The organism is Roseateles depolymerans (assembly GCF_003387155.1).
GTDB lineage: Bacteria > Pseudomonadota > Gammaproteobacteria > Burkholderiales > Burkholderiaceae_C > Roseateles > Roseateles depolymerans.
The window spans coordinates 958,827-977,376 of sequence record NZ_QUMT01000001.1 but is presented as its reverse complement, the minus strand read 5'-3'; the positions used below and the strand labels follow the sequence as shown (position 1 = coordinate 977,376).

The following is an 18,550-nucleotide window of genomic DNA, read 5'->3' as shown; positions in this document are numbered from 1 at the left end:
CATGAGGAACGGCGGGCCCCGGCTCTCACCCCTGCTCGCGCGCCGACCGCCGTTCGGTCGCGCTTCCCTGCATCCCCGGCGCCCCAAGGCGCCGCTCCTGATTGCCACGCCACTTTATGACCGACGCCGCCGACGCCTCCTCCACCGGTTCCAACGCTGCGCCCACGGACTACCGGGCCACCCTCAACCTGCCGGACACCCCCTTCCCCATGCGGGGCGACCTGCCCAAGCGCGAGCCGGGCTGGGTGAAGGAATGGGAAGACCAGGGCATCTACAAGAAGCTGCGCGACGCCCGCTGCGGCAAGCCCAAGTTCGTGCTGCACGACGGACCGCCCTATGCCAATGGCCAGATCCACATGGGCCATGCGGTCAACAAGATCCTCAAGGACATGATCGTCAAGGCGCGCCAGCTGGAAGGCTTTGACGCGGCCTACATCCCCGGCTGGGACTGCCACGGCCTGCCCATCGAGAACCAGATCGAGAAGACCTACGGCCGCGGCCTGCCGCGCGACGAGGTGCAGGCCAAGAGCCGCGCCTACGCCACGCAGCAGATCGACCAGCAGCGCGTGGACTTCAAGCGCCTGGGCGTGCTGGGCGACTGGGACCATCCCTATCGCACCATGGACTTCAAGAACGAGGCCGGCGAGATCCGCGTGCTCAAGCGCCTGTTCGAGCGCGGCTTCGTCTACCGCGGCCTCAAGCCGGTGTACTGGTGCTTTGACTGCGGTTCCTCGCTGGCCGAGTTCGAGATCGAATATGCCGACAAGCAGTCCCCGGCCGTGGACGTCGCCTTCCTGAGCGCCGAACCGCAGAAGCTGGCGGCTGCCTTCGGCCTGCCGTCGCTGGACAAGGACGCCTTCACCGTCATCTGGACGACCACCCCCTGGACCATCCCGGCCAACCAGGCGCTGAACCTCAACCCCGACCTGCCCTACGCCCTGGTGAACACCGAGCGCGGCTACTTCGTGGTGGCCGAGGCGCTGGTGGAGAAGTGCCTGGCCCGCTGGGGCATCGAGGGCCAGGTGGTGGCGGTGACGCAGGGCCGTGCGCTGGAGCTGCTGAAGTTCAAGCATCCGCTGGCCCATGTGCATCCCGGTTTCGACCGCGAGAGCCCGATCTACCTGGCCGACTACGCCACCGCCGACGACGGCACGGGCGTGGTGCACTCGGCGCCGGCCTACGGCCTGGACGACTTCAACTCCTGCATCGCCCACGGTCTGGCCTTCAAGGACATCCTGAACCCGGTGCAGGGCAATGGGGTCTATGAGGCCGAGCTGCCGCTGTTTGGCGGCCAGCACATCTGGAAGGCCAACCCGGTCATCGCCGAGGCGCTGCAGAACGCCGGCCGCCTGATGGCCCACAGCAAGATCACCCACAGCTATCCGCACTGCTGGCGCCACAAGTCGCCGGTGATCTACCGCGCCGCGGCGCAGTGGTTCGTGCGCATGGATGAAGGCGAAGGCGTCTTCACCGTCGACAAGGCGCCCAAGACCTTGCGCCAGTTGGCCCTGGACGCCATCGATGTGACCAGCTTCTACCCGGAGAACGGTCGCGCGCGGCTGCACGACATGATCGCCGGCCGACCGGACTGGTGCATCTCGCGCCAGCGCAGCTGGGGCGTGCCGCTGCCCATCTTCCTGCACAAGGACACCGGCCAGCCGCATCCCAGGACGCTGGAATTCATTGAGCGCGCCGCGCAACTGGTGGAAGCCGGTGGCGTGGAGGCCTGGTCCAAGCTGGATCCGGCCGACTGGCTAGGCGCGGAAGCCGAGGCCTACACCAAGGGCCAGGACATCCTGGACGTGTGGTTCGACTCCGGCTCCACCTTCCAGCATGTGCTCAAGGGCAGCCATGCCGGCGCGGCGCATGAAAGCGGTCCGGAAGCCGACCTCTACCTGGAAGGCCATGACCAGCACCGTGGCTGGTTCCACTCGTCGCTGCTGATCTCTTGCGCACTGAACGACCGCGCGCCCTACAAGGGCCTGCTGACCCACGGCTTCACCGTGGACAGCAAGGGTCGCAAGATGAGCAAGTCGCTGGGCAACGGGGTGGATCCGCAGGAGACCAGCAAGCAGCTGGGCGCCGAAATCATCCGCCTGTGGGTGGCGGCGTCCGACTATTCGGGCGACATCGCCGGCGACAAGAAGATCCTGGACCGGGTGGTGGACGGTTATCGCCGCATCCGCAACACGCTGCGTTTCCTGCTGGCCAACGTGTCGGACTTCGATGCCGCCCAGCATGCCGTGCCGCTGGACCAGTTGCTGGAGGCCGACCGTTATGCGCTGGCCCGTGCGGCGCAGTTCCAGGAAGACGTGCTGGCCCACTACCAGCGCTATGAGTTCCATCCGGTGGTGGCCAAGCTGCAGGTGTACTGCTCGGAAGACCTGGGCGCGTTCTACCTGGACGTGCTGAAGGACCGGCTCTACACCACCGCCCCGGGCAGCCAGGCACGGCGGTCCGCGCAGACGGCGCTGTGGCACATCACGAATGCGATGCTGCGCTGGATGGCGCCGTTCCTGAGCTTCACCGCGGAGGAAGCGTGGAAGGTGTTTGCCGGCAAGCAGCCGGGCGAGACGCTCTTCACCGAGACCTTCTGGCGCTTTGATGCACCGGCCACGGAGCTGATCACCAAGTGGAACCGCATCCATGAAATCCGGGATGCGGTGAACAAGGCCATCGAGGACGTGCGCACCACCGGTGCCATCGGCGCTTCGCTGCAGGCCGAGGTGACGCTGGGCGTGCCGGCGGACGATCTGGCCCTGCTGCAGAGCCTGGGCGACGATCTGAAGTTCGTGCTGATCACGTCGGCCGCTTCGGTGGTGGCGGCGGACGCGCTCACCGTGACGGTGACGCCTTCGACGCACCAGAAGTGCGAGCGTTGCTGGCACTACCGCGCGGACGTGGGTGTGAACCCGGCGCATCCCACGCTGTGCGGACGTTGTGAGAGCAATCTGTACGGCGAAGGGGAAACGCGTCGGGTGGCTTGAAGACGGCTGCGCTCATCCGCAGCTTTAGTCGTCGGCTTTATTCGGCGACTTCAGCCAGCAGGTTGAGTGCGCCGCCTTGGTTGGCCGCTTGGGTCGGCCGCTTCAAACGGCTGCGTCCTGATAGGGACGCAGCCAATCCAGCCCAGCCGACGTGCCGCCCTGTGAAGGGTCGCGCCGGGGCCGGTATTCACAGCCGATCCATCCGGACCAACCGGTGGACGCGCTGATCTCGTCGATCAGGGCGAAGGCGTCCAAGGCAGGCAGTTCGCCCTGGTCCGGTTCGCCCCGATCCGGCACGCCCGCCACCTGGAAATGCCCCACCTGACCGGTGGGCAGCCACTTCTGGATCTGCGCCAGCACATCGCCTTCGGTGCGCTGGCAGTGGTAGAGATCCATCTGCACTTTCAGCCGGTCTGAACCGATGCGCGCCACCACGGCGTGCGCCTGGGCCTGCTCGCTGAGCAGGTAGCCCGGCATGTCGTGCGCGTTGATGGGTTCGATCATCAGGGTCAGGCCGCTGCCCTGGGTGGCGTCCAGCGCCCAGCGCAGTCGTTCTTCATAAACAGCCCAGGCGGTGGCGAGGTCCGCGCCCGGCGCCGGGCAACCCGCCAGGACGTGCAGACGCGGGCAGTCCAGTGCATGGGCCCAGTCGGCGCCCTGCTGCAGCGCGGCGCGGAAGTCGGCTTCCCGGTCCGGCAAGGCGGCCAGCCCTCGCTCTCCGGCGGCCCAGTCGCCGCAGGGTGCATTCATCAGCACCAGACGCATCGACACGTCGTTCAGCCGGTCCTGCAGGACGCGCAAGGGCCGGTCATAGGGGAAGGTGCATTCCACGGCCCGGAAGCCGTCGCGCGCAGCCGCCGCGACGCGGTCCAGGAACGGGAGATGGGGATACAGCCAGGAAAGGTTGGCAGCGAACTGAGGCATGGGCAGTGAGGTCCGGTCAGCGGCAAAGGGAACAACGAGGGAGCAACAAGGGGATGTTGGCCCTATGTGGGCGCTGGACACGCTTCCGCTTCACACGCTGACCGTAATCGTTTTGTAGAAAAGCATGCCGCAAATAATCGTTTTAAAGGCGCCGTATGCAAAAAGAAGAAAAACACGCTGGATCTAAGCCTTTGCCCGGCTGGATGCAACGTTCGGTGGGCACCTGCCCTTTGCACTGAAGCACAATGGGGCGCCGCGGATCAGCCGCGTTGGCCATCGCCTCACCGACCTCGATTCCAGTCCAGTTGTCGTCCCACGGAGAGCCTGAATGCGTGTTGCCTGCCTTGGACTGTTGGTGGCCTGCCTGACCGGACCTGCTCTGGCAGATGCACCCTCATGCTTCGGTGCCCGGCAAAAGGACAAAAGGAATGAACTGCAGGAACGGATTCTTGGCCAGACGCGGCAGCGCGCAGCTTCGCTTTGCGCTCAGCCCAAAGTGCAGTGCGACTTCCGCTGGCTCAACCTGGACAAGGGCAACGTTGCCGTGATGGTGTTGCTTGCGGTCGAAGACGGAGCGAGGTGCTTGTATCCCCTGGACGGCGGGTACATGGAGGTCTACGACCGTAAGGGCCGATTCATTCGCAAAGTGGACCACTGAGGAGCCGGGCTGACGCTCTTCAGCCGGGCCCGCTCCAATAACAAACGGCCCCTTGGGGCCGTTTGTCATGAGGGCTGCGCTTGCGCAGCTCCCTGGTCGCGGTCGCTGCACCGCCTCAACAGCACCTCCCGGTGCCACTGTTGAACCTCGCCTCCTGCCGTTGCCGAAAGAAGGCCTCATAGTCCAGCGGCGGCTGGTCCGGATGGGTGCGTTGCATATGCGCCAGGTAAGCGCCGTAATCGGCGCCCACCATCTGCTGATGCACCCCGCGCGCCATGTAGCGCCCGGCCTGCAGCAACTGCGCGGCAGCTTGCCTGAGCATGATCAGGCGTGACCCGTGGCCGTCGCGCCCGGCGGCAGCGGCTCGAACGGCGTTTCGTGCACCGTCGGCCGGCGCTCCGCCCGCGCCTTCAGGATGGCCTTCACGCTGTAGACCAGCACGCTCACCACCACGAACATGAAGACGCCGCACAGGGCCGCATCCAGACGGTCATTGAAGATCACCCGCTCCATCGCCTCCAGGCTCTTGGCCGGTGCCAGCACCTGCCCCGCCGCAAGCGAATCCGCATACTTCTGGGCATGGGCCAGGAAGCCCACCTTCGGGTCCGCGCTGAAGATCTTCAGCCAGCCGGCCGTCATCGTGCAGATCAGCAGCCAGCCTGCCGGCAGGATGGTCGTCCAGGCATAACGGTCCTTCTTCATCTTGTACAGGACCACCGTGCCCAGCAGCAGCGCCACGGCCGCCAGCATCTGGTTGGCAATGCCAAACAGCGGCCACAGCGTGTTGATGCCGCCCAGCGGATCCACCACGCCCTGGTAGAGGAAGTAGCCCCATGCCGCCACGCACAGACCGGTGGCGATCAGGTTGGCCGGCAGCGAGTCGGTGCGCTTGAGGGCCGGCACGAAGGTGCCCAGCAGGTCCTGCAGCATGAAGCGGCCCGCACGCGTGCCGGCATCCACCGCCGTCAGGATGAACAGCGCCTCGAACAGGATGGCGAAGTGATACCAGAAGGCCATCATCGCCTTGCCGCCCACCACCTGGTGCAGGATATGGGCCATGCCCACCGCCAGGGTCGGCGCGCCACCGGCGCGGGCCAGGATGGTGTTCTCACCCACGTCCTTGGCCGTTTGCACCAACATCTCCGGCGTGATCACGAAGCCCCAGGTGGACAGCGTGGCCGCCACCGCATCCGGCGTCTTGCCCACCAGGGCGGCCGGGCTGTTCATCGCGAAGTACACGCCCGGCTCGATGCAGGACGCCGCCACCAGCGCCATCACCGCCACGAACGACTCGGCCAGCATGCCGCCATAGCCGATGAAGCGGGCATTGACCTCGTTGTCCAGCATCTTGGGCGTGGTGCCCGAAGAGATCAGCGCATGGAAGCCCGACACCGCGCCACAGGCGATGGTGATGAACAGGAAGGGGAACAGGTTGCCTGCCCAGACCGGACCGTTGCCCTCCGCAAAGCGGGTGAAGGCCGGCATCTGCAGCGGCGGCGCCACCACGACGATGCCGATGGCCAGCGCGATGATGGTGCCGATCTTCAAGAAGGTGGACAGGTAGTCCCGCGGCGCCAGCAGCAGCCACACCGGGATGGACGCCGCAATGAAGCCATAGCCGATCAGCATCCAGGTCAGGGCCTTGCCGTCGTAGGTGAACAGCGGCGCCCAGGCCGGGCTCTCATGCACCCACTGGCCGCCCATGATGGCCAGCATCAGCAGCACGAAGCCGATGATGGACACCTCGCCGATGCGGCCCGGGCGGATGTAGCGCAGGTAAACGCCCATGAACAGCGCCACGGGAATCGTCGCCGCCACGGTGAACGTGCCCCAGGGCGAATCCGCCAGGGCCTTCACCACGATCAGCGCCAGCACCGCCAGGATGATGATCATGATCATGAAGGCGCCAAACAGCGCGATCACACCGGGCACCGTGCCCATCTCCTGCTTCACCAGGTCGCCCAGCGAGCGGCCGTCGCGACGGGTGGAGATGAACAGCACGATGAAGTCCTGCACCGCGCCGGCGAAGATCACGCCGGCCAGGATCCACAGCAGGCCGGGCAGGTAGCCCATCTGAGCCGCCAGCACCGGGCCCACCAGCGGACCGGCGCCCGCGATCGCGGCAAAGTGGTGACCGTACAGCACGTAGCGATGGGTGGGCACGTAGTCCAGACCATCGTTGTGTTTCCAGGCCGGCGTCTGGCGGGTGGGGTCCAGCCCCAGCACCTTGGTCGCCAGGAACAGGCTGTAGTAACGGTAGCCGATGAGGTAGACGCACAAGGCGGCCACAACGACCCAAAGGGCACTGACGGCTTCGCCGCGCGCCAGCGCCACGGTGGCCAATGCCACCGCCCCGAGAACGGCCACGCCCGCCCAGGCGAGGTGGCGACTCCAGTTGGACATGATGTCTCCTTATTCGGTGCGGCCGCAGGAGCGCGCACTCTGTATGCCAGTGCGGCAGTTTCGGTGCCTGACTGGTTCGGAACATCCGTCTCTTGGACTAGTCCTACGGCGTAGGACCACGTAGGGAATAACCCGGAAGGGGTAGGTTGCAGGAGGACCTCAGTCGTGGTCCCGATGCAGGCCGCGCGCATGCTCGACCGCATAGCGGATGAGGTCCGCCTGCCCGTCCAGTTCCAGCTTGCGCTTGATGTTCTGCCGGTGGGTCTCGACGGTGCGCACCGACAGGTTCAGCGCCTTGGCGATCTGCTTGCTGGATTCGCCCCGTCCCAGCGCGGTGAGGATCTCGCTCTCCCGCGGCGACAGCAGCGGCCGCGGCTGCTGGTTGCGGAACATGCGTCGGGACACGCCCGGACTCAGGAAGGTGCCGCCCGCAGCCACCGCGTCGATCGCGGCCACGATCTCTCCGCCCGGCGCATCCTTGAGCACATAGCCCCGCGCCCCGGCCTGCAGCGCACGCTGCACGTATTCGGGGTTGTCGTACATGCTGTACATCAGCACCCGCAGGTCGGCCTGCCGCTCCAGCATGGTCTGGGCCAGCTGGATGCCGCTCTGGCCGCGCAGGCCCACATCCAGCAGCACCACCTGCGGCTGGGTGGACACCAGCATCACCATGGCCTCTTCCGCCGACCCGGCCTCCCCCACCACCAGATACCGCGCTTCCCCCTGCAGCCGCGAGCGCACGCCCTCGCGCACCAGCGGATGGTCGTCCACCAGCAGGATGCGCACCGGGCCGGCTGGGGCCGACGAGTCTGGAACCGAAGTCTGGGCGTTCATGAGGCCGGATTCTCTCGCGCCAGACGACGGATGGCGGCCTCGCCCACGAAGGCCTCCAGCTGGGTGCCGTGGCCGGGGCTCGATTGCAGCTCCAGCGCGCCGCCCACCGACGCCATGCGCTCGCGCATGTTGCGCAGGCCGATGCCTCGCCGCGGGTCGCCCTGCTCGGCCGCGTCAGGATCAAAGCCCGCGCCGTTGTCCTGGATGCGCAGCAGCACGCCGCCGGCATCGGACCGGTCGGACTCGGGCGCGAAGTCCAGGGTCATGTCCACCCGGGTTGCAGCCGCATGCTTGACCACGTTGGTCAGCGCTTCCTGCGCCACCCGGAACAGCACGGTGTTCAGCAGCTCGGGCAGTTCCCGCGCCGTGCCGGCCACATGCAGGTCCACCTGCGGCGGGCCGGCTTCATCCAGCTCACGCGCCAGATGCGCCAGCGCCGCAGCCAGGCCCAGCGTGTCCAGCAGCGCCGGCCGCAGGTGATGCGACAGCCGCCGCACTTCCACCAGGCTGTGGTTGAGCCGCTCCAGCGCGCGGGGCAGCAGCATCGTGTCCCCGCTCTGCTGCACGGATTCGATCAGCAGCTTGGTCGAGACCAGCGTCTGGCTCACCCCGTCATGCAGTTCCCGGGACAGGTGCGCCCGCTCGTCTTCCTGCGAACGCACCACCTGATGCGCCAGCGCCCGCAACTTGGCTTCGGCCACGCGATGCTCGCTGAGGTTCAGGGCCAGCGCACTGGCGCTGATCAGTGCAACGCCAAAGACGGCGATGGCGGCAATCCACCACATGGTCTGGGCGATGTTGGCCTGCGCCTCCCGGTCCAGCTGTTGCAGCGTGGCCCGCATGCCGTCCAGATACAGGCCCGTGCCCACCATCCAGTTCCAGCGGTCCATGGCCACCACGTAACCGAGCTTGGGCGCCATGTCCCTGGACGACGGCTTGCGCCACAGGTATTCGACATAACCGCCGCCCGCGCGGGCCTGCCCGATCAGTTGCTGGATGGTCGGTCGGCCCAGCGGGTCGCGCAGCTCCCAGAGATTGCGGCCGATCAGGTCCGGCTGGCGGGAATGCATCAGCACCCGGCCCTGCAGGTCATAGACAAAGAAGTAGCCATCCTCGCCGTAGTCCAGCGCGGAGAGCAGGCGCAGCGCCTCGCGCTTGTCCGCTTCCACCTGCTCCGGACTGCCGGCATGGGCATACAGCGGCTGCAGCGTGCTGACGGCCAGCTCCACATAGTGGCGCAGTTCGTCGCGGCGGGCATCCATGTAGGTGCGCTCCATGGCCGCATGCTCCTGGGCGAGCAGTTGTCGCTCCTGCTGGCGGACGGCCACCGCGATCAGGAGCAGCGACGCCACCAGGGGCAGGATGGCAAGCAGCAGGATTTTCAGGCGCAGTCTCATGGCAGTCGCACTGTAGCGGCTGGCCAGGACCGCGCTGGCGGTACAGTTGCGGGTTTGATCCGCGTGCGTCCCCCCACATGGCCAAGTCCTCGTCTGCTGCCCCCTCCTCCGCCCGGCTGATCCAATGGCTGGGCCTGGCCCTGCTGATCATCATCGCGGACCAGTTCACCAAGGTGCTGATCCTCAACAGCTTCCAGTACGGGGACAGCCGCTACGTCACCAGCTTCTTCAACCTGGTGCGGGCCCACAACACCGGCGCGGCCTTCAGCTTCCTGGCCGGCGCCTCGGGCTGGCAGCGCTGGTTCTTCGTCGGCCTGGGCGTGGCCGCGACGGTCTTCATCATCTGGCTGCTGCGCCGTCATGGCCACCAGACCCTGTTTGCGACCGCGCTGAGCCTGATCCTGGGCGGTGCCGTCGGCAACGTGGTCGACCGCCTGCTGCATGGCTATGTGGTGGACTTCCTGCAGTTCCATTGGAACCAGTGGTACTACCCGTCCTTCAACGTGGCGGACAGCGCCATCACCGTCGGCGCCGTGCTGCTGGTGTGGGACGAGCTGCGGCGGGTGAAACGCAACTGAGACGGGCCGGGAGCCCGTTGTGACAGAGACGCTAAAAACGCGCTGTCATATCGATAACCAGGGCAGGAACGGGCGATCCTGACGGGGTTCGGGGCGATTGCCGCCAGGGGCCGCAGCGCCGCCCAGACGCGTCACCGTGACGCTCGTCGCGTTGTTTGCCACGCTCATCCACAGCGGAAGCAGCCCCGTGACGGAATAGGCATCACGCCGGATGCGCAGGCACGCCCGCGCGGCGACAATGCCTGCGTCCGAATGTAACCACGCGGCCACGACCCCACCGCTCCCATGCTCGATTTCTCCTGTCTGACCCACTACGACTGGCTCGATGTGCCGATGTGGGTCTATGACCAGGAACGGCAACGCAACCTTTGGGCCAATGCCGCTGCCCTGCAGTTCTGGCGCGCCGACAGCGCCGAAGAATTCCTCTCCCGCGATCTCACCGACACCAGCGCGGCCGTGGTGCAGCGTCTGGCCGTCAATGCCGCCGACCATGCCCAGAACAAGGTGGTGCGGGAGCAGTGGACCCTCTATCCCAAAGGCCAGCCCACCACGGTGATGCTGGTCTCCCGCGGCATCCGCACGCCCGACAAGCGCCAGGTGATGCTGTTTGCCGCCGACTCGCTGGTCAGCGGCGTGGACAAGAGCCTGCTGCGCGGGGTGGAGGCGCTGCAGCACACCTCCGTGCGCATCGCCGTGTTCTCGCTGCGCGACGGCAGCGTGCTGATGCGCAACCCCGCCGCCGCCATGTGCTTCAACGGCCTGCGCAAGACCATCGGCGCGACCGACTTCAGCGCCATGTTCCCCGATCCGGACCTGGCCAAGCGCATCGTCGCGCAGGTGCGTGCGGGGCAGACCTTCGGGGCCGAGCTGGAGCTGCACACGGCCAATGGCCGCCGCTGGCATGCGGTGGACGCCCGCCCGATGCGCGACCCGGTGAGCGGCGACGTGGTGTTGCAGCTCAATGCGCGCGACATCGGCGACTTCAAGGCCACCCAGGCCCAACTGGAAGCAGCGCGTGAAGCGGCTGAAGCGGCGAGCCAGGCCAAGAGTTCCTTCCTGGCCAACATGAGCCATGAGATCCGCACCCCGATGAACGGCGTGCTGGGCCTGACCGAGCTGGTGCTGCAGACCGAGCTGAACGAGCGCCAGCGCAAGTTCATCGAGCTGGCCCACAGTTCCGCCAAGGGATTGATGGTCATCATCAACGACCTGCTGGACATCGCCAAGATCGAGGCCGGCCGGGTCATCATCGACCAGGCGCCCTTCAGCCTGCACGACTGCCTGCGTGAAGCCCTGCATCCGCTGCTGCTGCAGGCACATGAAAAGGGCCTGCAGCTGCATGCCCGCGTGCAGCCGGGCGTGCCTCAGCATCTGCTGGGGGATGCGCTGCGACTGCGCCAGATCCTGGTGAACCTGGTGGGCAACGCTCTGAAGTTCACCGAGAAGGGCGAAGTGCGCGTGGAGATCGAACGCGCCGCCTCCAGCGAGGACAACATCGGCGGCCCGCTGCGCCTGCGCATCGCCGTGCACGACACCGGCATCGGCATGACGCCGGAGCAGATCGCCCAGATCTTCAGCCCCTTCACCCAGGCCGATGGCAGCATCACCCGTCGCTACGGCGGCACCGGGCTGGGCCTGACCATCGTCAAGCGTCTGGTGGAGCTGATGGGCGGTGAGGTGAAGGTGGAAAGCCAGGTGGGGTCCGGTTCCTGCTTCAGCTTTGAAGTGCGGCTGGCCCAGCCGGTGGTGCTGGACGAAGTGCTGCGCACCGAAACCGTGGACCTGCCGGTCGAAGACCAGGACGAGGACACCGACATCGACGGCCTGGCCCCCACCGTGCCGGCGGGGCTGGACGAATTGCCGTCCACCGTGGGCATCACCCGCATCAGCACGCCGCCGTCGGCAGTGGAAGACCCGCTGTCGGCGGACACCGTCGCGGCCGACTTCGACGATCTGCCGCCGGCCATCGGGCGTCAGCAGACGGCCTGATCCGGCACGGGCTGCCGCACGGCGGCGGCTTCGTGAGGGCTGGGCCCGCTCCGCCCTCCGTCCACCTGCGGCCAAAACGCTGCGCCTCGCCCCCCTGCTGAACTGGAGCGCCAGCGTTTCCACTATCTGGGATCCAACGCCTCGTGCCTTCCATCGTGTGGGGGCCGAGAGGGGACTTCCAACCGACCCACAGTGGATGCCTGCTGATGAGAGTTTCAGACCGGAGTGCCGGGGGGCTTGATCAAGCCGATCTGGCCGACGCACCCGATGAGCCAGCGCACGGAAGCGCCGAGGCTCCGCCACCTGCCCCTGGCGCCAAGGCCGACCTGGGACTCGATACCCGCTGCGGCGACCGCACTGAGCGTAGCGATGGCACCCGCCCCATCAGCCCTCACAAGGCAGCGTTCATGGCGCGAGCGGTCGTTCCCAGACCCATGACGCTCTCCGTGGAGGTGTACCGCCAGATCGCCAAGGACTACAAGATCCAGCATGGCATCGACATCCGGATCAACGGCGGCGACGACAACCCAATACTCCAGCAGGCGCAGCGGGAGTGGCTGCAAGAGGAAACCAAGGATCTGCAGGGTGACGAGACGGAGATCTCGAATGCGCTCCGCCAACTGACCATCAAGTCACAAACGGTGGGCCTGGCGCTGGGGCAGGCCGCTCAAACCATCATCGACCTGATGCCGCAAGCCGTCGCCCCCATCGCCTTCCTGCGTCCGTCTTTGGAGAAGCGCGTGACCGGCGTGACGACGGGGCCAAGTCATATGGCCGGGTTCATCATTACCCAGAAGCTCGTGATCGGCATCGCGCGTGACGAGCCGGAAATATACGGCGCTGCGGCGATATGCCCTTCACTGCGCTACGCAGAAACCAATCTCTCCAGTTTTATTCTGGAACCAAAGAAGGAAGTGGCTGCCCAAACGGATTCGAACTCTTGCGGTTCCCTGGCCATCAGTCTGCTGAAGGAGCTCTTGAAGAAGAATGCCCACCAGTTGCTCCATGACTGCCTCATCATCTCCAAGGCCGAGCATAAGGACCCTTCACAGGACCCGATCGTTGATCAGTTCCTGCCCTCACCGCAGTCCCTTCGCTACAGCCAATCGACCCTCTTCATCAAGGTCGCCCGAGCCATCGTGGCTGGCATGGAGCCGGAGGTCGATGTCCACCATCGGGGTCAGACCTATCGCGTGAGAACGCTGACGGGCCTGCAAGGGCTGGGCGCCCCCATGACCATGGTGGATGGCCGCCAGGCGGATGTGAGCGACTTCAGGGCCCGATGGTTGCAGCAATTCGACGAGGTCGCGATGCCGGCGCGGCGTGCCATGCAGTCCGGGCCTGAGGACGGCGGCAGGAACCTGTATCTGAACCATGTGGTCCACCGCCACGCCAGACGATTCAAACTCGCCGGAGGCGCGCTGGTCTAGCAGCACCACAACCCTCGAAGATTGGCTTTCTCCGAAAAGCCGCGCAGCACGGCTTTGGCGAAGCCTGCGCGTCAATCCAGCCGCAACACACTCGCGCCGGTCGTGCTGCGGCTTTCCATGTCGCGATGGGCCTGCTGCACCGCTTCCAGCGGGTACTGCTTTTCCACCTCGATCTTCACGTGGCCGCTGGCGACGACCCCGAACAGATCGTCCGCCATCGCCTGCGTGGCTTCGCGTGAACTCAGGTGGGTGAACAGGGACGGCCGGGTCAGGTAGAGGCCCTTGCCCGCCAGTGCGCTGGTGGGCACCGGCGGCACGATGCCCGACGCATTGCCGAAGCTGACCATCAGGCCGAAGTTGCGCAGGCAGGCCAGCGAACCCTCGAAGGTGCTGGCGCCCACCGAGTCATACACCACCTTCACGCCCTCGCCACCCGTGATCTCCTTGACCCGGTCGGCGAAATTTTCGCGCTGGTAGTTGATGGCCACCTCGGCGCCATGCTGCAGCGCCAGCTGGCACTTGGCATCGCTGCCGGCGGTGGCGATCAGCCGCAGTCCCAGCGCCTTGGCCCATTGGCAGGCAATCAGTCCGACGCCACCCGCCGCCGCATGAAACAGGACATGGTCCCCAGCCTGCAGGCCGCCTTGCGGCAGCGTCTTGCGCAGCAGGTACTGCACCGTCAGGCCCTTGAGCATCATGGCCGCGCCCTGCTCGAAGCTCAGGCTGTCAGGCAAACGCACCACGCAGCGCGCCGGCATGACACGCGCCGTGGCGTAGGCGCCAATCGGCTGGCTGGCGTAGGCCACCCGGTCGCCCACCTGCAGATGGGTCACGCCCTCCCCCACCGCTTCCACGACGCCCGCGCCCTCCAGGCCCAGGCCCGACGGCATCGGGATGTTGTAGACGCCGCTGCGCTGGTAGATGTCGATGTAGTTCAGGCCAGCGGCCTTCTGGCGGATGCGAATCTCGCCGGGCCCCGGATCCCCGACCTCCACCGTCTGTAGCTGCATGACTTCGGGACCGCCGGCCTGGCTCAGACGGACTGCACGTTCGCTCATGGGTGTCTCCTTCGAATGAGGGTGGAATCAGAGGTTCGGGGAGGTTCGGGACATCAGAAAGTGCCGGGGTAGGCGCCGCCGTCCAGCAGGATGTTCTGACCGGTCAGGTAGCCGGCATGGGCGCTGCACAGCATGGCGCAGAGGGCGCCGAACTCCGCCGCGCTGCCAAAGCGGCGGGCAGGAATGCCGGCGGCGCGTTGGTCCCGCACCTGGTCCAGCGGACGGCCGGACTTCTCGGCGCCGGCGGCTAGGGTTTTTTGCAGACGTTCCGTGTCGAACGCACCGGGCAGCAGGTTGTTGAGCGTCACATTGCGGCTGGCCAGTTGCGGCTGGCGGGCCAGGCCGGCGACAAAGCCGGTCAGACCGCTGCGGGCGCCGTTGGACAGGCCCAGCACGTCGATCGGCGCTTTCACCGCGCCAGAGGTGATGTTGACGATGCGGCCAAAGCCTCGCTCCGCCATGCCATCGACCGTCGCCTTGATCAGCTCGATGGGCGTGAGCATGTTGGCGTCCAGCGCGGCCAGCCATTGCTCGCGGCCCCACTGGCGAAAATCGCCAGGAGGCGGGCCGCCGGCGTTGTTGACCAGGATGTCCACCTGCGGACAGGCCGCCAGCGCGCTGGCGCGTCCCGCTTCCGTCGTGATGTCACCCACCACGGCCACCACCTGCACCTGGGGATTGAGGCCGCGCAATCGCGACGCCTGCGCCTGCAGCGCCTCTTCCCCGCGGGCGGTGATCACCACGTGGACGCCTTCGGCCACCAGCGCCTCGGCACATCCCGCGCCCAGGCCCTTGGAGGCCGCACACACCAGGGCCCAGCGGCCCGACAGTCCCAAATCCATCTTGTTCTCCTGCTAGTGTTGCGCCTCAGTATCCCGGAGCCTCGACAAACTTGCTGGGCACGGGCTACGCCGCTGGGCGCAGACCGAGCAGACCGGACTGTGGCGAAAACCCATCCGCCGCCTGTCCCCTGCCCTGTCCCATCCCGCGTGAATTCTCCACGCTTGTTACGAAGCGCTGCGCGGGCACCGCAAATTGACCTCAAGACGATTGGTTACAAGGTCGATCATTCCCAGACCGGCCCAGTACCGCTCGGCAGCAGGACCCGAGCACCTCCGGAGAGGCCGGCCAACAAGAATGATGGGAGCCGCCGGCCCAGAGGGCCAGGACGGCATCCTCTGCGAGAGAGGGACTCAGTGATGAGGTATTCGGAGAACATCGCCGAAAGTGCCAAGGCGCTGCGGGCTGCATTGCCGTTGATGTCGCGCCAGCGGGCGGCCTTGCATCCGGTGAGTTATGCGGTCTGGTATGAGCATGTGGTGAGCATGAATGCGGCGCTGAGCCGCGAGCTGCTGGCCTTGACCGAGGACGGCCGCTGCCTGGATGAGGCGCAGACCTGGTCGCTGTACCAGCGCCACATTGCCGAGCTGGACGAAGACCGGGCGGTGCATCTGTCCCGGGAGGTCGGGCAGGCGCTGGGCGGCGTGTCCGAGTGCACCGACCAGGCCAGCCACCAGATTCACCATTACGCCCGGGCGCTGGCCCATTGGCAAAGGGCCCTGGCCCAGGCCGGGCCCGGCCAGCACACCCAGGTGCTGGCCGCCGCCGTGCAAGGCACGCAGGACATGCAGGCAGCGGTCAGCAGCCTGCAGGCCCGCCTGGAGCTGACGCGGCAGGAAGTGGCCCGACTGCGGCAGGAGGTGCAACGGGTCCGCAATGAGGCGTTGCTGGACCCGCTCACCGGCCTGGGCAACAAGCGCGCGTTCGAGAAGGCCCTGGCTGGCTGCCTGCGCAGCCCCGACGCCGGCACGCCGGTGGCGCCCTGCCTGGTGCTGGGCGACATCGACAACTTCCATCAGTTGCGCCAGAGCCTGGACGAGCACCAGCTGGCGGACGTGGTGCACCAGGTGGCCAAGGTGGTCCGCAGCGTCGCCCAGAGTCACCATGTGGCGGTGCGGCTGGAGGAGCATGCCTTTGCCCTGCTGATGCCCGGTGCCGGTCTGCATGAAGCCCATCTGCTGGCGGAGCAATGGCGCCATGGCGCGGGACAGGTGGGACTGGATGCGGCCCACCGAGTCAGCCTGTCGGTAGGCGTGACGCAACTGGGCCGGGACGAGCCGGCCCAGCGTTTCCTGCTGCGCGCCCACGAAGCCTTGCTGGCTTCCCGTGCAGAAGGTCGCAACCGGGTGACGGTGCTGCCCTCGGATGAGCGTTTCGCGGCATGAGCGCGCCGTGCCTGCTTCGTCATAATCGGGCGTATCCCCCCGTCCGGGAAGGAAGGCTGCCGTGACCCTGATCCGAAGCTCGCTGCGCAATGCCGTGATGCTGGCCCTGCTGGTCGGGCTGCTGTTGCCCACCGGGGCCGTGCTGCTCTATGAACAGCAGCTCAGCCGGCAGACCGTCATGGACGATCTGCGCCGGGACCTGAACCGGGCGACAGAGGTGCTGGCGCTATCCCTGGCGGAGCCGATCTGGCAGGTGTCGCCGGATCTGGCGGAACCGATGGTCAAGGCGCAGGTGGACGACCCGCGATTCGTCTCCGTGTCCGTCACCGAGATTGCGGCGCAGCAGGCCTTCGTGGAGTTTCATCGGGCCGGCGGGGACCCACGGCTGACGCTCAGCGAAACCCGTCCCGTGCTGCGAGATGGTCGCGAGATCGCGAAGCTGACGGTGGTGATGAGCGCCGAGCCGCTGATGGCCCGCAAGCGGCTGGAGCTGTGGAGCATGCTGTGGCGCAGCCTGCTGACCTTGACGCTGTCGCTGGGCCTGATCCTGGTGGTGCTGCAGCGCCGGGTGCTGCATCCGATGGCGCGCCTGTCGCAGGCCGCCGATGAACTGGCAGCGGGCCAGTTGGACAAGCCGCTGGAGCTCGGCGGCGAGGATGAACTGGCGCGCGTGGGCAAGGCGATGGAGCGCATGCGGCTGGCGCTGCTCAAGGCCTTTGATGACTTGCGCGAACACGCCAGCACGCTGGAAGATCAGGTCGCGCAGCGCACCTATGAATTGACCCAGGCCAATGCCGAGGTCACCCAGGCGCTGGCGAACCTGAAGACGGCGCAACGGGAACTGGTGGAGTCGGAAAAGCTGGCCTCGCTGGGACGGCTGGTGGCCGGTGTGGCGCATGAGCTCAACACGCCGCTGGGCAATGCGTTGACGGTGGTGTCCGCGCTGGAAGACCGCTGGAACAAGCTGGACCGCATGCTCACCGACAACACGCCGATGCGTCGCAGCCAGCTGGAAGAACTGGTGAAGGACACCCGCCGGGGTCAGGACATCCTGCACCGGAATGTGCAGAAGGCGGCGGACCTGGTGCGGGACTTCAAGCAGGTGGCCATCGACCAGACCAGCGACACCCGCCGGGAGTTCGAACTGAGCCAGGTGGTGGAGGATGTGCTGGTGATGGTGGAGCCCAGCTTCAAGCACACGCCCTACCGCATCCGCACGGAGCTGGCGCCGGCGCTGCAGATGAGCAGCTTCCCCGGGGCGCTGGGGCAGGTGCTGACCAATCTGCTGATGAACACGCTGGTGCATGCCTTCGAGGGCTGCGAGCGCGGGCAGGTGATGGTCAAGTGCCGCCGGATCGACGAGCGCGAGGTGGAGCTGCGGGTGGAGGACGACGGGCGGGGCATGGATGCGTCGGTCGTGCGCCGGATTTTTGATCCGTTCTTCACCACCAAGCTTGGCAAGGGCGGCTCGGGGCTGGGCATGCACATCGTGCACAACATCGTGACGAATGTGCTGGGCGGGCAGATCGAGGTGATGAGCTCACCGGGCGAAGGCACGCAGATGGTGATGCGGCTGCCGGTGCAGGCGCCGCTGCGGGCGCAAGGGGATGACTCGCTCAGGGAATGACGCGCTCAAGGTATGGCGCGCTGATCGTGCGGACGCTGGGGCGGTAGCGGGTCGCGAGTAGCGAGTAGCGAGTAGCAAGTAGCGAGTAGCAAGTAGCGAGTAGCGGGCGGCAGCCGGGGGCGCCGCCCCAGTGCGCGCTTACTGCGAAGCGCCCGATGCGGCCGGCAGTGCCGCAGAGGCTGCAGCCATCGCCGCAGATGCAGCTTCAGACGCTGAGGGGCTCAGCGGCGCGGCGCTGGCCGCCGTGTCCGAATGGCCTCCGGTGACGTCATGCTTTTCGCCCGACATGTCGATGTTGCCGCCGCTGCGCATCAACACAAACAGCGCCAGGCCGGCGAAAACGATGAAGCCAAGGACGAGTTTCCACATGAGTCTATGTCTCCTGAATGCTGAAGAGGAATAGCTGCATTCTTGGGGGCTTGGCTGACACGAGGCTGAGG

The 18,550-nt window shown here is 66.7% G+C and carries 15 protein-coding genes; 7 read left to right on the top strand and 8 right to left on the bottom strand.

Features of this window, described 5'->3' with window-relative positions; genetic code table 11:
• Positions 1-116 precede the first annotated feature (116 nt).
• On the top strand, positions 117-2,987 hold the full coding sequence (ileS, locus tag DES44_RS04270; protein ID WP_058936070.1) for an isoleucine--tRNA ligase: 2,871 nt from the start codon (positions 117-119) through the stop codon (positions 2,985-2,987).
• Between the two features lie 102 nt (positions 2,988-3,089).
• On the opposite strand, the gene DES44_RS04265 is transcribed toward ileS, so the two are convergent.
• Positions 3,090-3,911 (bottom strand): hydroxypyruvate isomerase family protein, encoded by an 822-nt coding sequence (locus DES44_RS04265; RefSeq protein ID WP_058936071.1) that lies wholly within the window; start codon positions 3,909-3,911, stop codon positions 3,090-3,092.
• A 328-nt stretch (positions 3,912-4,239) separates the two neighbouring features.
• On the opposite strand from DES44_RS04265, the gene DES44_RS24450 reads away from it, so the two are divergent.
• Positions 4,240-4,569 (top strand): hypothetical protein, encoded by a 330-nt coding sequence (locus DES44_RS24450; RefSeq protein WP_147306941.1) that lies wholly within the window; start codon positions 4,240-4,242, stop codon positions 4,567-4,569.
• A 115-nt stretch (positions 4,570-4,684) separates the two neighbouring features.
• Here DES44_RS24450 and DES44_RS04260 read toward each other — a convergent pair whose 3' ends face one another.
• From DES44_RS04260 to DES44_RS04245, 4 genes are all read right to left on the bottom strand, one after another.
• Entirely contained in the window at positions 4,685-4,891 is a 207-nt protein-coding gene (locus tag DES44_RS04260; RefSeq protein ID WP_058936072.1) for a YbdD/YjiX family protein, read from the bottom strand.
• Positions 4,892-4,893: 2 nt separating this feature from the next.
• Positions 4,894-6,972, bottom strand: a complete 2,079-nt coding sequence (locus DES44_RS04255) for a carbon starvation CstA family protein (RefSeq protein WP_058936073.1) — start codon at positions 6,970-6,972, stop codon at positions 4,894-4,896.
• A gap of 159 nt (positions 6,973-7,131) precedes the next feature.
• Complete coding sequence (locus DES44_RS04250; RefSeq protein WP_058936074.1) at positions 7,132-7,806, bottom strand: response regulator transcription factor; 675 nt, start codon at positions 7,804-7,806, stop codon at positions 7,132-7,134.
• Positions 7,803-9,203: a cache domain-containing protein gene (locus DES44_RS04245; protein WP_058936075.1), complete on the bottom strand. Its 1,401-nt coding sequence runs from the start codon at positions 9,201-9,203 to the stop codon at positions 7,803-7,805. The genes DES44_RS04250 and DES44_RS04245 overlap by 4 nt, the downstream gene beginning before the upstream one ends.
• 77 nt (positions 9,204-9,280) lie before the next feature.
• Here DES44_RS04245 and lspA point away from each other — a divergent pair, with 77 nt between their 5' ends.
• From lspA to DES44_RS04225, 3 genes are all read left to right on the top strand, one after another.
• Positions 9,281-9,781 (top strand): signal peptidase II, encoded by a 501-nt coding sequence (gene lspA, locus DES44_RS04240; protein WP_058936076.1) that lies wholly within the window; start codon positions 9,281-9,283, stop codon positions 9,779-9,781.
• 285 nt (positions 9,782-10,066) lie between these two features.
• Positions 10,067-11,770, top strand: coding sequence for a hybrid sensor histidine kinase/response regulator (locus DES44_RS04235; protein ID WP_058936077.1), 1,704 nt, complete (start codon positions 10,067-10,069; stop codon positions 11,768-11,770).
• Between the two features lie 206 nt (positions 11,771-11,976).
• Entirely contained in the window at positions 11,977-13,200 is a 1,224-nt protein-coding gene (locus DES44_RS04225) for a hypothetical protein (protein ID WP_147306940.1), read from the top strand.
• Positions 13,201-13,271: 71 nt separating this feature from the next.
• Here the strand turns inward: DES44_RS04225 and DES44_RS04220 are convergent, their stop codons facing one another.
• Both DES44_RS04220 and DES44_RS04215 read right to left on the bottom strand, forming a co-directional pair.
• A complete protein-coding gene (locus DES44_RS04220) occupies positions 13,272-14,258 on the bottom strand; it encodes a quinone oxidoreductase family protein (RefSeq protein ID WP_058936080.1) in 987 nt (328 codons plus the stop codon).
• 53 nt (positions 14,259-14,311) lie between these two features.
• The gene (locus DES44_RS04215; RefSeq protein ID WP_058936081.1) at positions 14,312-15,100 is read right to left on the bottom strand and encodes an SDR family oxidoreductase; all 789 of its coding nucleotides are present in this window, start codon (positions 15,098-15,100) and stop codon (positions 14,312-14,314) included.
• Positions 15,101-15,457: 357 nt separating this feature from the next.
• On the opposite strand from DES44_RS04215, the gene DES44_RS04210 reads away from it, so the two are divergent.
• On the top strand, positions 15,458-16,483 hold the full coding sequence (locus tag DES44_RS04210) for a GGDEF domain-containing protein (RefSeq protein ID WP_058936082.1): 1,026 nt from the start codon (positions 15,458-15,460) through the stop codon (positions 16,481-16,483).
• A 61-nt stretch (positions 16,484-16,544) separates the two neighbouring features.
• Entirely contained in the window at positions 16,545-18,110 is a 1,566-nt protein-coding gene (locus DES44_RS04205) for a sensor histidine kinase (RefSeq protein WP_058936083.1), read from the top strand.
• A gap of 138 nt (positions 18,111-18,248) precedes the next feature.
• Here DES44_RS04205 and DES44_RS04200 read toward each other — a convergent pair whose 3' ends face one another.
• The gene (locus DES44_RS04200; protein ID WP_058936084.1) at positions 18,249-18,479 is read right to left on the bottom strand and encodes a hypothetical protein; all 231 of its coding nucleotides are present in this window, start codon (positions 18,477-18,479) and stop codon (positions 18,249-18,251) included.
• Between the last annotated feature and the right edge of the window lie 71 nt (positions 18,480-18,550).

Bases quoted from the DNA above. Each gene is read 5' to 3' on its own strand.
- DES44_RS04215 (WP_058936081.1), bottom strand. From the start codon at position 15,100: ATGGATTTGGGACTGTCGGGCCGCTGGGCCCTGGTGTGTGCGGCCTCC.
- lspA (WP_058936076.1), top strand. From the start codon at position 9,281: ATGGCCAAGTCCTCGTCTGCTGCCCCCTCCTCCGCCCGGCTGATCCAA.
- DES44_RS04200 (WP_058936084.1), bottom strand. From the start codon at position 18,479: ATGTGGAAACTCGTCCTTGGCTTCATCGTTTTCGCCGGCCTGGCGCTG.
- DES44_RS04210 (WP_058936082.1), top strand. From the start codon at position 15,458: ATGAGGTATTCGGAGAACATCGCCGAAAGTGCCAAGGCGCTGCGGGCT.
- DES44_RS04250 (WP_058936074.1), bottom strand. From the start codon at position 7,806: ATGAACGCCCAGACTTCGGTTCCAGACTCGTCGGCCCCAGCCGGCCCG.
- DES44_RS04265 (WP_058936071.1), bottom strand. From the start codon at position 3,911: ATGCCTCAGTTCGCTGCCAACCTTTCCTGGCTGTATCCCCATCTCCCG.
- DES44_RS24450 (WP_147306941.1), top strand. From the start codon at position 4,240: ATGCGTGTTGCCTGCCTTGGACTGTTGGTGGCCTGCCTGACCGGACCT.
- DES44_RS04235 (WP_058936077.1), top strand. From the start codon at position 10,067: ATGCTCGATTTCTCCTGTCTGACCCACTACGACTGGCTCGATGTGCCG.
- ileS (WP_058936070.1), top strand. From the start codon at position 117: ATGACCGACGCCGCCGACGCCTCCTCCACCGGTTCCAACGCTGCGCCC.
- DES44_RS04255 (WP_058936073.1), bottom strand. From the start codon at position 6,972: ATGTCCAACTGGAGTCGCCACCTCGCCTGGGCGGGCGTGGCCGTTCTC.
- DES44_RS04225 (WP_147306940.1), top strand. From the start codon at position 11,977: ATGAGAGTTTCAGACCGGAGTGCCGGGGGGCTTGATCAAGCCGATCTG.
- DES44_RS04220 (WP_058936080.1), bottom strand. From the start codon at position 14,258: ATGAGCGAACGTGCAGTCCGTCTGAGCCAGGCCGGCGGTCCCGAAGTC.
- DES44_RS04260 (WP_058936072.1), bottom strand. From the start codon at position 4,891: ATGCTCAGGCAAGCTGCCGCGCAGTTGCTGCAGGCCGGGCGCTACATG.
- DES44_RS04245 (WP_058936075.1), bottom strand. From the start codon at position 9,203: ATGAGACTGCGCCTGAAAATCCTGCTGCTTGCCATCCTGCCCCTGGTG.